Annotated in this window: 10 protein-coding genes; 6 read left to right on the forward strand and 4 right to left on the reverse strand. The window is 68.1% G+C overall.

Annotation, left to right across the window (positions count from 1 at the left end; genetic code table 11):
• Window positions 1–6: 6 nt before the first annotated feature.
• Entirely contained in the window at window positions 7–2,976 is a 2,970-nt protein-coding gene (locus tag OG306_RS22245) for an AfsR/SARP family transcriptional regulator (protein ID WP_371665579.1), read from the reverse strand.
• A 262-nt stretch (window positions 2,977–3,238) separates the two neighbouring features.
• Here OG306_RS22245 and OG306_RS22250 point away from each other — a divergent pair, with 262 nt between their 5' ends.
• From OG306_RS22250 to OG306_RS22260, 3 genes are all read left to right on the forward strand, one after another.
• The gene (locus OG306_RS22250) at window positions 3,239–4,471 is read left to right on the forward strand and encodes an amidohydrolase family protein (protein ID WP_266747841.1); all 1,233 of its coding nucleotides are present in this window, start codon (window positions 3,239–3,241) and stop codon (window positions 4,469–4,471) included.
• Window positions 4,472–4,792: 321 nt separating this feature from the next.
• Window positions 4,793–5,422 carry an RNA polymerase sigma factor gene (locus tag OG306_RS22255; protein ID WP_327258901.1) on the forward strand — a complete coding sequence of 210 codons (630 nt, stop codon included), beginning with the start codon at window positions 4,793–4,795 and terminating at the stop codon, window positions 5,420–5,422.
• Window positions 5,419–6,444, forward strand: coding sequence for a CU044_5270 family protein (locus OG306_RS22260; protein ID WP_266747843.1), 1,026 nt, complete (start codon window positions 5,419–5,421; stop codon window positions 6,442–6,444). The genes OG306_RS22255 and OG306_RS22260 overlap by 4 nt, the downstream gene beginning before the upstream one ends.
• Before the next feature lie 125 nt (window positions 6,445–6,569).
• Here OG306_RS22260 and OG306_RS22265 read toward each other — a convergent pair whose 3' ends face one another.
• Entirely contained in the window at window positions 6,570–6,773 is a 204-nt protein-coding gene (locus OG306_RS22265; protein ID WP_003967102.1) for a cold-shock protein, read from the reverse strand.
• Between the two features lie 397 nt (window positions 6,774–7,170).
• Between OG306_RS22265 and OG306_RS22270 the strand changes: the two genes are divergently transcribed.
• Window positions 7,171–8,049, forward strand: coding sequence for a menaquinone biosynthetic enzyme MqnA/MqnD family protein (locus OG306_RS22270; protein WP_266747844.1), 879 nt, complete (start codon window positions 7,171–7,173; stop codon window positions 8,047–8,049).
• A 490-nt stretch (window positions 8,050–8,539) separates the two neighbouring features.
• Entirely contained in the window at window positions 8,540–9,094 is a 555-nt protein-coding gene (locus tag OG306_RS22275) for a hypothetical protein (RefSeq protein WP_266905796.1), read from the forward strand.
• A gap of 56 nt (window positions 9,095–9,150) precedes the next feature.
• Here OG306_RS22275 and OG306_RS22280 read toward each other — a convergent pair whose 3' ends face one another.
• Together OG306_RS22280 and tnpA are read right to left on the reverse strand one after the other, a co-directional pair.
• Window positions 9,151–10,806 carry an IS1182 family transposase gene (locus OG306_RS22280; RefSeq protein WP_371665580.1) on the reverse strand — a complete coding sequence of 552 codons (1,656 nt, stop codon included), beginning with the start codon at window positions 10,804–10,806 and terminating at the stop codon, window positions 9,151–9,153.
• Between the two features lie 162 nt (window positions 10,807–10,968).
• On the reverse strand, window positions 10,969–11,397 hold the full coding sequence (gene tnpA / locus OG306_RS22285) for an IS200/IS605 family transposase (RefSeq protein WP_266905790.1): 429 nt from the start codon (window positions 11,395–11,397) through the stop codon (window positions 10,969–10,971).
• Window positions 11,398–11,420: 23 nt separating this feature from the next.
• Between tnpA and OG306_RS22290 the strand changes: the two genes are divergently transcribed.
• Window positions 11,421–12,833, forward strand: coding sequence for an RNA-guided endonuclease InsQ/TnpB family protein (locus OG306_RS22290; RefSeq protein ID WP_266905788.1), 1,413 nt, complete (start codon window positions 11,421–11,423; stop codon window positions 12,831–12,833).
• Window positions 12,834–13,022 lie beyond the last annotated feature (189 nt).

The following is a 13,022-nucleotide window of genomic DNA, read 5'->3' on the forward strand; positions in this document are numbered from 1 at the left end:
TGCGAGTCACGTGGCCGACGACGAAGCCGTGGACGCCAGCAGGGTGCGTACCTCGGCGGCTTCGTGAGAGCCGAGTCGGTCGTAAATGGTCAGTGCTTCACGCCAGCACACCTGCGCCCGCCCGAACTGGCCGATGTCGTCGAGGGCACGGCCGAGTACCGTGAGCACGTTGCCCCGACGCCATTCGCCGCCGATGCCGCGCAGGGAAGTCAGGGCTTGTTCGGCCTTGGTCGCCGCGTCGGCTGAACTTCCGGACGCGAGGTCGACCTCGGAGAGGCGGAAGAGGGTCATTCCCTCCCACAGGCGTTGGCGGCTGTCCCGGAATACGTCCAGCGCCTCCAGAAGGCGTTCTGTCGCGGTGGTGAACTGGCCGCTCTGGGTAAGAGCCATTCCCAGTGCGTAGCGCCCGTTCGCGCTACGGAGGGCATGCCCCATGCTGTCGTAGATGTCTATGCCCTGCTGGGCCAGTGAAACCGCGCTGTCGGTGCGGCGGGTGGCCAGATGGATGCGGGAGAGGTTGCACAACGCGCTTGCCTCACCGGGGCGGTCTTGGATCTCACGGAAACGGTCGATAGCCACCGTGAGGTATTTCTCGCCGTCGTCGTGACGGTTCTGATAGAGCGCCATGATGCCGAGGGCATTCGGAGCCCAGCAACCCGGCAAGGGGTCGCATGCCGTTTCGACGAGCTGCATGACCTTCTCGGCCTCGTTCTCGGCCTGGTCGAAGCGTCCCGATGTGTGATGCACATCGGCCAGCGTCATGAGGGCCCGTACTTCCGTGCGTTGATCACGCCCCGCGCGGGCAGCTTCCAGGACCGCGAACGCGGTGGATTCGTACTGCTTCGAGTTCGCTCCGGACTCGCCCAGATCGAGCGCGCACCAGAGTAGGTCGACGGCGCGTGGCAGCGTTCCCGGGCTGGACGACTGGCGCACGCAGGAGAGCAGGGGGCCGGCCTCCGTGTACAGCCAGTCCCGTGCTGTATGCCTGTCGTCGAAAGCCAGCCCCTCGTGCCCCGTCGGCTCCAGGTGATCCACCAACCGATCCCCCGGCCGCTCCAGCGCATACACCCCCGCCGCCGTCGCCAGATAGAAGTCCAGCAGCCGCGACAGCGCCAACTCGCGCTCCGCGGGAGGCTGTTCGTCGCGTTCGGCGCAAGAACGCGCGTAGAGCCGCACCAGGTCGTGGTACCGGTACCGCCCCGGCGCCGCCGACTCCAGCAGGCTCGTGTCGACCAGGGCCTCCAGCAGGTCCTCCGCCGCGTGGGACTCCAGGTTGAGCAGGGCCGCCGCCGCGGCCAGGGAGATGTCCGGGCCGTCCGCCAGGCCCAGGAGGCGGAAGGCGCGGGCCTGGGCGGGTTCCAGCTGGCCGTAGCCGAGTTCGAAGGTGGCCTTCACCGCGAGGTCGCCGGCCTGGAGCTCGTCCAGGCGGCGGCGTTCGTCGGCGAGTTTGGCGGCCAGGACCGAGACCGTCCAGGTGCGGCGGGAGGCCAGGCGGGAGGCGGCGATACGGATGGCCAGGGGGAGGAAGCCGCAGGCGGCGACCACGTCGAGGGCGGCCTCGGGCTCGGAGTTGATGCGCTCCTCGCCCACGATGCGGGTGAAGAGCTGGAGCGCCTCTTCCGGGGACATCACGTCCAGGTCGACCAGGTGGGCGCCGGCCAGGTCGACCATCCGGACGCGGCTGGTGACCAGGGCCGCGCAGCCCGCGGTGCCGGGGAGGAGGGGGCGGATCTGGGCCGCGTCGTGGGCGTTGTCGAGGAGGACCAGGACGCGGCGGCTGTCGAGCGTGGAGCGGTAGAGCGCGGCACGCTCGTCCAGCGAGTCGGGGATCGCCGAGTCCGCCGTGCCCAGGGCGCGCAGGAACGCGCCGAGGACCGTCTCCGGCTCTGCCGCCCGTGCGCCGGCGCCCTGGAGGTCCACGTACAGCTGGCCGTCCGGGAAGTGCTGGCGTGCCTGGTGGGCGACGTGCACGGCGAGGGTCGTCTTGCCGACGCCACCGATGCCGGCCAGCGCCGAGACGGCCATGACCGAACCCTCGGCGGTCGCCAGCCGGTCGCCCAGCTCGCGTACGAAGGAGGCGCGGCCGGTGAAGTCCGGGACCGTGGCCGGGAGCTGGGCAGGGCGGACGGGTGCGGGGGCCGGAGCCGGTTCGTCGGCCGGACGGGCCAGCTCCTCGTCGGCCCGCAGGATGCGCTGCTGGAGCTGGGAGAGCTCGGGGCGCGGGTCGACGCCCAGTTCGTCGGCGAGCAGCCGGCGGGTGTCGGCATACACCGCGAGCGCCTCCGCCTGGCGGCCGCTGCGGTACAGGGCGATCATGAGGAGTTCGCGCAGCCGTTCACGCAGCGGGTGCGCGGCGGTCAGCGCGGTCAGTTCGGAGACCGCCTCCGCGTGGCAGCCGACCTCCAGGTCCAGGTCCAGGCGGGTCTCGGTGAGCTGGAGCCGCCACTCCTCCAGCCGGCTGCGCTGATACTCGGCGTACGGGCCGGGCACGGAGGCCAGGGCCTCGCCGTCCCACAGGCCGAGCGCCTTGTTGAGCAGGGTGCGGGCCTGGGCGCGGTCGCAGGTCGCACGGGCCTTGTCCGCCTCTGCCGCCAGCTCCTGGGCCACCGTCAGGTCGAGGGCGCCGCGCCTGGTCCGGATCGCGTATCCACCGGCGTCGCTGACCAGGGTCTGCGGGTCGAGGACCTTCCGGAGCCGGGAGGCATACGTGCGTACCGCGGCGAGCGCCTGCGAGGGCGGGTCCTCGCCCCAGATGGCGTCGATGAGCTCGGAGGCGGTGGCGGTACGGCCGCCGCGCAGGAGCAGCGCCGTCAGCAGGGCGCGCTGCTGCGGTGAACCGGACGGCAGCGTCTTGCCGCCCCGCCATGCCCGTACCGGGCCGAGCACGGCGAAGCGCAGATCGGCGCCGTCGGCCGCCTCCTGTTGTGGAGCTCGCTGCTCCGGAACATGCATGCGCGGCCCGTGGTCACGGTCCATTGATGCCCCCTGCCCTGCTCGCCCCGCCGGTCCTACCGATCACGCTGGTGCTGTCCGTTCCGGATCTGCCGCCCATGTACCGGTCGGGACGGACGGATCCGGATTGCTCCGTACCGCTGGTATCGCGCTCAACAGTCTGCCTTGTCAGGGGCGGACACGTCAGCAGCAGGTGACTCTCTGCACAAGCCCTCGACAACGATTGTGGAACGAGGAACGGCACGGAGAGCTGACGGTACGTCAGATCAGCGCTACCGTGGTGGGCATGGAGACCTTCCCGAAGATCATCTCGGTGGACGACCACACGGTGGAGCCCGCTCATGTCTGGCGGGACCGGCTCCCGTCCAAGTACCTCGACCGCGGCCCGCGCATCGTCCGCGCACCGCTCAAGGAAATGACCTTCATGGGCGGAAAGTTCGCGCCCGTGATGGGTGCGAAGGGGGACGACGGCCCGATCGGCGACTGGTGGGTGTACGAGGATCTGCACCGCCCGCTGACCCGGCTCGACACCTCGGTCGGCTACGACCGGGACGAGATCAAGCTTGAGGTCATCACGTACGAGCAGATGCGTCCGGGGTCGTTCTCGGTCCCCGACCGGCTCGCCGACATGGACGTCAACCACGTCCAGTCCGCCCTGTGCTTCCCCACTTTCCCCCGCTTCTGCGGCCAGACCTTCACCGAAGCGAAGGACCGCGAACTGGGGCTGCTCGGGGTGCGCGCGTACAACGACTGGATGGTGGAGGAGTGGTGCGGGCCCGAGGCGCGCGGCCGGCTCATCCCGCTCACCCTGATCCCTCTGTGGGACGCACAGTTGGCCGCGGACGAGGTCCGGCGCAACGCGGCGCGCGGTGTGCGCGCGGTGGCGTTCTCCGAGATACCTCCGCATCTGGGGCTGCCGTCGATTCACACGGACGAGTGGGATCCGTTCCTGCGGGCCTGCGACGAGACGGGCACGGTGATCGCGATGCATATCGGCTCGTCCTCGAAGATGCCGTCCACCTCGGCCGACGCGCCACCCGCCGTCGGATCCACCATCACCTTCGCCAACTGCTGCTTCTCGATGGTCGACTGGCTGATGAGCGGCAAGTTCGAACGGTTCCCGAACCTCCGGATCATGTACGCGGAAGGCCAGATCGGCTGGATTCCGTACATCCTGGAACGCGCCGATGTGGTGTGGGACGAGAACCGGGCCTGGGGCGGCGTCGCCGACAAGGTCCACCGTCCGCCGTCGGAGCTGTTCGCCGAGCACGTCTACGGCTGCTTCTTCGACGATGCCTTCGGCCTGAAGAACCTGGACGCGATCGGCGTCGGGAACGTCCTGTACGAGACGGACTACCCGCACTCCGACTCCACCTGGCCCAAGTCGCGCGAGGTCGGCGAGGCGCAGATGGGACATCTGGACGCCGACGTCGTGGACCGGATCGTGCGCCGCAACGCGATCGACCTGCTGGGGCTGACGGACGACGGCCTGTGGGCGGGGCCCGGAGGAGGACGGTAGGGGGCGGAAAAGAACGTGACACTCCAGGCATCGAGTGTCACGTTCTTTTCCACCCACGGGTGTCCGGAGCGGGTCAGGCCCTGGTGATCGGCTCCGGGAGTTCCGTCACCCACTCGTCCTGGTCCCCGGGGCATTCCAGACTGATCTCGAGGACGTATCCCGTGGACCGATAGCCGTTGACGTCGATCCAGCGGGCCCACCGGGGCGGAGACCGTCACCCCGGCGTGGACGACGACCGCGCCGCAGCGCCCCGGCGTGAATATGACACAGGTCACCGGAACTCCTGTCCTGCTGCGGACAGGACGAGATGTGGAGCATTCCTTGAGAGCCCGGATACGGGCAGGTGACCCGGACGCGTTCGGCAGCCTCTTCGACGACTACGCACAGACGGTGTTCCGGTACGCGGTCCGCTCGACCGGCGACTGGGCCGGTGCGGAGGACGCCGTATCGCTGACCTTCCTGGAAGCGTGGCGGCTGCGCGAGACCCTGCGGGACTCGGACGAGGAGTTGAAGCCCTGGCTGCTCGGCATCGCGACCAACGTCCTGCGCAACGTCCGCCGCGCCGCCAAACGGCATGACGCGGCACTGACCCGGATGCCGGCCGGACCGGCCGTGCCGGACTTCGCCGACGAGCTGGTGGGCCGCATCCATGACGCGGAACAGCTCGGCGCCGTGCAGGCCGCGCTGGGACGGCTGAGACCCAAGGAGCGGGAGGTGTTCCTGCTCTGCGTCGGGGACGGCCTGGACTACCGGGGCGCCGCACGGGCGCTCGGTGTCCCCGTCGGGACCATCCGTTCGCGGCTCTCCCGGGCCAGGAAGCGGCTGAGGGAACTCACCGCGGACGAAATAAAGAAAATCGCAAGAAACATGGAACTACCCGGAGCGGCCGGACAGTACCGGAGTGACCGCGCCGCTGCGGTCCGGTCGAACGCATGGGAGGGCAACCGATGAGTGCCGATGCGAAGAGGGTTGCGGGCGAGCTCGGGGCGCTACTGCCCGAGCCGCACGGACCGGCCCTGCCGGACGACCGTCACCGGCTGCTCAAGGAGCACTTGATGAACGAGATCCACCAGGCCCAGGTCCAGGCCCAGAAGGCGCCGCAGGACGCGCGGCCGCGCCGCCGCCGCGCGTGGTACGTCGTGCCTGTCGGTATGGCCGCCGCAGGAGCGCTCGCCTTTACCTTCCTGGCCGGTCCCGGCCGGAGCGGCGGCGACGACGGGTTCCACCTCAGCGCGGCCCCGGTGGTCAAGGTCGAGGTCGGCTCGGCGAACGGCGTCGGAGCGCTGATGGAGAACGTCGCAGAGCGCGCCTCACAGGCTCCCGCGAACCGCGTGGGCCCGAACCAGTTCGTGTACGTACGCTCGCACTACTCCAACATGCAGGCGGTCGACGGCAGTCCCTTCAAGCTGAAGACGTACTACCGGGAGTCGTGGACGTCCCAGAACCCCGACAAGGTGCAGAGCCGGCTCAAGCAGCCGGGCGACGACCTCATCTGGTCGGCTCCACGCTCCGAGGATCATGCGCAGGACAATCGCAATCACACCTACGCCGCGCTCCAGAAGCTGCCCACCGAACCCGGTGCGCTGCTGAAGAAGCTCCGTGCGGACGCCGCGTACTCCGGCTCGTCCGACCAGAACCTCTTCGACTACGTGGGCGGCCTGATCAGCGAGTCGATCCTGCCGCCGGAGACGGGTGCCGCCCTCTACCGTGCCGCAGCGCGGATCCCCGGCGTCGTCGCGCTGGACAAGGCGCAGGACGGCGACGGCCGACCCGGTGTGGCACTGGCCCGTACGGACGAGCGGACGCACGAGCGGAGGGAGCTGGTGTTCGATGCCAACAGCTACGACTACCTGGGGATGCGCGCCTACCTGGTCCGGAACACCGAGCTGGGCAAGAAGGGCACCGTCACCGAGATGCAGGCCGTGCTCGACCGCGACGTCGTGAACAGCCGGGACGAGACGCCGAAGAAGTAGGGAAGCAGCGGGGTGGCCACCCACGGGGCGGCCACTCACAGGCAGGAGCCCCGCTCCTCCGCCGAAGCGGAGGAGCGGGGCTCCTTGGGTACTGCTTACCGGCCGCGATCGGCCGACCCGGGCAACTAGGCCGGGGTGACGTTCTCAGCCTGCGGACCCTTGGGTCCCTGAGTGACGTCGAAGTTCACGACCTGGTTCTCCTCGAGGGAGCGGAACCCGGACGCGTTGATCGCGGAGTAGTGAACGAAGACATCCGGGCCGCCGCCGTCCTGGGCGATGAAGCCGAAGCCCTTTTCAGCGTTGAACCACTTGACGGTTCCGGTAGCCATAAGCCCTCCTTGGGCCAAAGGGTTGCCCTGCTCCAGAACCTGCAAAGAAGTCTGAAAACTACAAAAGCCTGCGGGTTACATGCTCCGCAGGCTCTGTACTGCAAGGGAAACCAAACTGCAACTTGCGTCGAGCCTAGCACGCAGCATGTGGGGAAGGGTAGAGGGAAAGATCACTTCACCCGGATGTTTGATTGCCGTGCCGATGACCTGACGAAGTGGGTGTCCCGGAGGGTGTCGTGAAGGTGTCGTGAACGGCTCACGAAGGCGCCTTCAAGGGGTACGGCAAAGGTACGGACAGGGATACGGGCAAGGCTTCGGCACGTTGCCGGGGCGGGATCGGGTGACGCCACGCGTACCCGGTGCCGCCCGGGCGGCACCACGGGTCTAGCCTCGCGATGTGGACAATTCAATCGTCTCAACCGTCGCAGGCGACGACCGTCGCAGCAGGCCGCGCGTCGGCCACATCCAGTTCCTGAACTGCCTCCCCCTGTACTGGGGACTGGCGAGAACCGGAACCCTGCTCGACCTGGAGCTCTCGAAGGACACCCCGGAGAAGCTCAGTGAGCAGCTGGTCAGGGGCGATCTGGACATCGGCCCCATCACGTTGGTCGAGTTCCTCCGCAACGCCGACGACCTGGTCGCCTTCCCGGACATCGCGGTGGGCTGTGACGGGCCCGTCATGTCGTGCGTGATCGTGTCGCAGGTGCCGCTGGACCAGCTGGACCGGGCCCGGGTGGCACTCGGTTCCACCTCGCGCACCTCCGTGCGCCTGGCCCAGCTGCTGCTCGCCGAGCGGTACGGCGTCGACCCGGACTACTACACCTGCCCGCCGGACCTCGGCCTGATGATGCAGGAGGCGGACGCCGCCGTGCTGATCGGCGACGCCGCGCTGCGCGCCAACCTGCACGACGCGCCCCGGCTGGGCCTCCAGGTCCACGACCTGGGTCAGATGTGGAAGGAGTGGACCGGGCTCCCCTTCGTCTTCGCGGTCTGGGCGGCCCGCAAGGACTACCTGGCGGCCGAACCCCACCACGTGAGCAAGGCGCACGAGGCCTTCCTGGCCTCGCGGGACGTCTCCCTGGAGGAGGTCACCAAGGTCGCGGAGCAGGCGGCGCGCTGGGAGGCCTTCGACGCGGAGGTGCTGGAGCGGTACTTCACGACCCTGGACTTCCGCTTCGGCCCGGACCAGCTGGCCGGCGTACAGGAGTTCGCACGCCGGGTCGGTCCGACGACCGGCTTCCCGGCGGATGTGAAGGTAGAGCTGCTCGGCGGCTGACCGGACGACGGGGCAGGGCCCCGCACCTGTCGGCTGATCCACGCGATCGAGCCGTACTCCCTCCCCCTGCCCCGCACACAACTCGTGGCCTTGGACCCGCCGCCCCGGATGACCAGGAGGCGGTCTTCGCCGTGCCCGTGGTGTGGTGCTCGGGACTTGACGTTCTGGGAATTCGCCGGACGGAATCCGGCATGCCCCCGGTCGCCCGGATGTCCATTGTTTGTTACCCCGGGATATCACTTCCATGGTATGCATGCCCGTAGTCCGGTTGGGAACGGGCATCACGATGAACGGAAGGCTTTTCCCTCTGCCGGACACGTGCAGATGCTCGACCGGAGATTGAAGTCTGTACCCATTCCGTAATTCGTCGGACAACCGATTCTTCCGGGTCGAAATATTGCCTCAAATCCCAAACCCGCACCTTGACCGTGAAACCGGCCTACACGCCGAAACCGGACTATGCGCCCTGGAGAGCGGCGCACCGATCTTGGTGCCGTCTTCGAGGGTCTTCAGCTCCCTGATGTGGGCCGTGCTCCTGCCCGGCTTCCTGATCCTGGGCGCCGGGATCGCCCAGTGGGTGACGTGGGCCGGCGTGGTCGTCATGCTGGCGGCCGTCGCGGTCGCCGCCTGCCTGATCGGTGGCGCCTGGGACCGTGCCGGCGCCGCGACGCTGGCCTCGGTCAGTGGCTTCGCACTGATGCTCTTCGCGGGGCCCGCGATGTATGAGGTCTATATGAAGACCGCGGGCGATCCGGTCGCGGCCGTGGTGACCGAGGTGACCAACGAGCACAACCGGCGGGGCGCGGACTGGTTCTGCACCGTCGAGGAGGTCGGCGGCGACCACAAGGAATACGAGGTGTCCCAGCAGCAGAACTGCTTCGGTCGGGCCAAAGCGGGCGACCGCGTCGAGATCCGCAAGGACCCGCTCGGCCTGCTCGCCCCGCGGCTGCCCGACAGCCCGGACCAGCGGAACAGCACTGAGAGCACCGTCGACATCACTGCGGGTCTCCTCCTGCTGACCGCTGTCAGCATCTTCTACCTCTGATCTTGGCCGGTGCTCCGCCCTGAAGGACTCTGCTGAGGAATGCGTGATTCGGGTGGTCAGGCCGCGAGCATCAGAGCTTCGAGGCGGGAGGTGCGGGTGCCGCCGAGTGGGGTGCCGGTCAGCCATCGGTCGATGCGGATGAGGTTGAGTGCGGTGGAGGCGAAGACGTGGCCGAGGCGGGTCGCGGGTAGATCGCGGTAGCGGGTACGGCGCAGGCCGGTGACACGGACGGCCCGGGAGATCGTGCCTTCGACCCCGGCCCGGATCGCGTAACGGTTCTTCCAATTGTCGGTCTCCTGGGCCTGGCGGACGGCTTCGAGGGCCTCGTGCCGTTCGCGGGGCAGGAAGGTGATGCCCCTGCCCCGGCGGCCGGACGGGGGCTTGGTGCATGCCGTCTGCTTCGGGCAGGGGCGGCAGTGCTCGGCGGAGAAGAACACCTTGAGGACCGGAGTGCCGTTGCGGTGGTGTTTCTGTTCCCACCACTCGAAACTTTGGTGCCCGCCTGGACAGGTGGCGCTCTCGTTGTCCCAGTCGATGGTGAAGTCGGCGCGGGAGAAGCCCTGATCCTCTTGGGACTGGCGGCTGCTGTCGTGCGGGGCCGGGCCGAGCAGTTCCATACCCCGCTCGGTCGCGGACAGGAACAGGGCGGCAGTGGTGTAGCCGGCATCCACGACATGCACGTGCGGCAGCAACTCCCGTTCTGCGAGCGTTTGGTGGACCGGTTCGGTGATCTCCGTGTCGGCCACCACGGCATCGGTGGTGGCCACCTGCGTGATCACGTGCGGCGCATCCGGCTCGCAGGTCTCGGTCAGATGCGCCTTGTAGCCGGTCCAGCCCGAGCCGCGCTTGATCCCGTAACGGGCATCGGTGTCATAGGGCGAGCACAACCGGTGATGAACCGGCGGGAGATCCTTGCCCTCCCGCCAGCGCACCCCCTTCTCGTCGCGGTGGTACTGCTGGACCCAGGAGACCCGCAGGACCTGCACCGCCTCGATCTCGCGCAGCCAGTCCGGAGCCGCGGGGGCGTAGACCGCGTCCAGCAGGACGAACCCGTCCCGTCCGACCTGCTCAGACCACTGTTCACGGACCTCTTCGCCCTTGGGGAAGCGGTAGGCGTCCACGCGCGGCCCGTAGCGCTCGGCCCACTCGGGTGTGACCAGGCCGGACAGCCATGCCGGGGCGGCGACCGCCAGCGCTTCCAGTGCGGCCCGCAGCGTCTCGCCGACGAACTCCATCCTGTTCAGCGTCCGCACCGCCGCCAGCACGTGCGTGGAATCGGTCCGCTGCCGGCCACCGGCCTTCAGCAGGTCCAGCCCGCGCAGGCGTTCCAGCACCAGCTCCAGCGTCGTCTGTTCCAGTCCGTGCTCGATGAGACGGGAACGGAACAGGCTCAGCACGGAGGCTTCGAACCCGGGATCGTCCAGCTCCAGGCCGAGCAGAAACTTCCAGTCCATCCGGGCCCGCACCTGGTCAGTGGCCTGCCGATCGGTCAGCCCCTCCGCATACTGCAACACCGACACCAAAGCCAACGCCCCCGGCGAGACAGCCGGGCGTCCCCGGACGGCAAACGCCCCTGCGAACGCCTCGTCCTCAAACAGCGGGCCCAACGCCTCCCGGATCCGCACCGCCATCGTCCCCTTCGGGAACGCTGCCCGCACCACCCGGGCCGTCAGCTCCGGCACCCCATGACCAGCCCGTGGCTCCAGTGACATCTCTCGGCCCTCCCGCTCACGCCATAACAATCGTGGAGGACCAACGACCCAGCCCTGCTCGAATCACGCATTCCTCAGCAGAGTCCTTCAGGGCGGGGGTGAAGGCCATCCTTGGCCCGGAGGCGCGGAGCGCCGGAGTGCTGTGCGCCTTTGGGGTGAGGGTCAGACGGGACGCTGCTGGTTTTCGATGTACTGCTTGACGACGGTCAGGGGTGCCCCGCCGCATGATCCTGCGAAGTAGGAGCCGGACCAGAAGTGTCCGCCCCACAGGTACCGGCGGACATGCGTGGTGTACTCCTGGCGGAGCCGCCGGGAGCTGACGCCCTTGAGGGAGTTGACCAGCTTGGAGAGCTGGACTTTCGGCGGGTAGTGCACGAGCAGGTGGACGTGGTCCTGTTCGCCGTTGAACTGTTTCAGCTCGGCCTCGAAGTCGGCGCAGACCTCCCGCATGATCTCTTCGGTGCGGGTCAGCATGGCGTCGGTGAACGCTTCACGCCGGTACTTTGTGACAAAAACCAAATGAACGTGCAGGTTGTAGACAACATGGCGACCGGTTCTGACATCGGGATGAGGGTTCCAGCGCGGTGACATAAACCAATGCTATGGTCTCGATCGTGAGTCAAGACACCATGGTCAAGCGGCAGTTCGGGCATCGTGCCCGGCTTGCGCTGTCGCCCGCCGAGGCGTTGAGGACTGATAGCCAGGCGCACGCGGCCCGCACCATGTGGAACCTGCTGCACGCCTGGTGGCAGATGATGCCGAAGGAAAAGCGGACTCTCGGACACGCGGATGCCGCCGTACGACAGGCCCGCAAGGACATCGACTTCCTTGCTGTCCTTCCCGCGCAGGCCGCGCAAGCGGTACTCAAGACGTACTTCCAGGCGTGGAAGAACTGCTGGGAGGGCCGCGCCGACGCCCCGAACTTCAAGGGCCGGTTCCGCACGGTGATGTCCGTGGACATCCCGCAGGGCCGGGACCTGAACATCACCCGCGTGCATCGCCGGTGGGGGCAGGGCAACCTTCCCAAGGTGGGCCGGGTCCGCTTCCGGTGGACCAAAGACCTGCCGGTCGGCAAGCGTGCAGGCGCGGAGAACCGGATCACCGGGGCACGGCTGGTCAAGGACGCTTCCCCAAGCTCTCGGCTTCGCTCGAGCAGGGGAGGCCCCATTGGCTGGCACATCGCCTTCCGTGTCCAGAGCGTTGAGGTCAAGCCCGAGCCCCACCAGGGGCCGGAGATCGGCATCGACGTGGGCGTCACCGTGCCCATCGCCCTCTCGGACGGCGAGACGTACGAGCACGGCGAATGGCTGACGGAGAAGGAGAAGGCCAGGCTTCTGCACCTGGAGCGGCGCGCCGCGCAGCGCAAGCGGCACCGCAAGCCCGGCGAGCGCACCAGCCGCCGGCTGCACCGCACCTACGACCAGATCGCAGGACTCCGCGCGAAAGCCAAGCGCCGGGCCCTGGACTGGCAGCACCGGACGACCACCGCCATCGCCCGCACCTACGGCACGGTCGTGGTCGAAGCACTCACCATCACGAACATGGTCAAATCCGCCAGAGGAACCATCGAAGAGCCGGGGAAGAACGTCGCCCAGAAATCTGGGCTGAACCAGCTCGCTGACGAAGGACCTGATCAACGCTCAGTTCGACGTCATTCGCAGCGTGTTGATCGGCGTGCCCGGGCGCGACTGGGTGCTGGAACGTGTGGCGGAGGCCCTGACCACCCTGCTGTTCAACCACCTGGCGTCCGCCGAAGGCTCGGGAACGATGCAGGATGTCCTCATCCCCGGCGAGATCAGCTATCGGGGACGGTTCGGACGGAACAAGACCTCTACCGCCAGCCTTTACCCGACCGCATTCCTGCTCACCAGCCCTGCCATGGTGAAGAGCCTTCTCGCTACCGCGCAGGCCAAGGGCGTCACTGTGACTCGTCCACAGAGCGGGGAACTGGATGTCGTCCAATGGGCGGAACTCGAGGAAGTGTGGGCTCGTACCGCTGGAGTAGCGCCCGAGCCGTCATCGGATGACTGAAGTGGTCAGCTTTCGGTGGAGTTGCCGAATATAGCGCGGACCTCGCGGCCCTTGCGCTTGCTCCGGATCCTCAGTGTCGAAGCCTGACCGGGGGATCCTGGCCTCAGGGGCACCGCTCTTGGGGCGGGCGGTCGAAGCGCGCTTGCCGTCATGATTCCGGGCTCGCATCGGTGCTGCCGCGCCGA

The organism is Streptomyces sp. NBC_01241 (assembly GCF_041435435.1).
GTDB lineage: Bacteria > Actinomycetota > Actinomycetes > Streptomycetales > Streptomycetaceae > Streptomyces.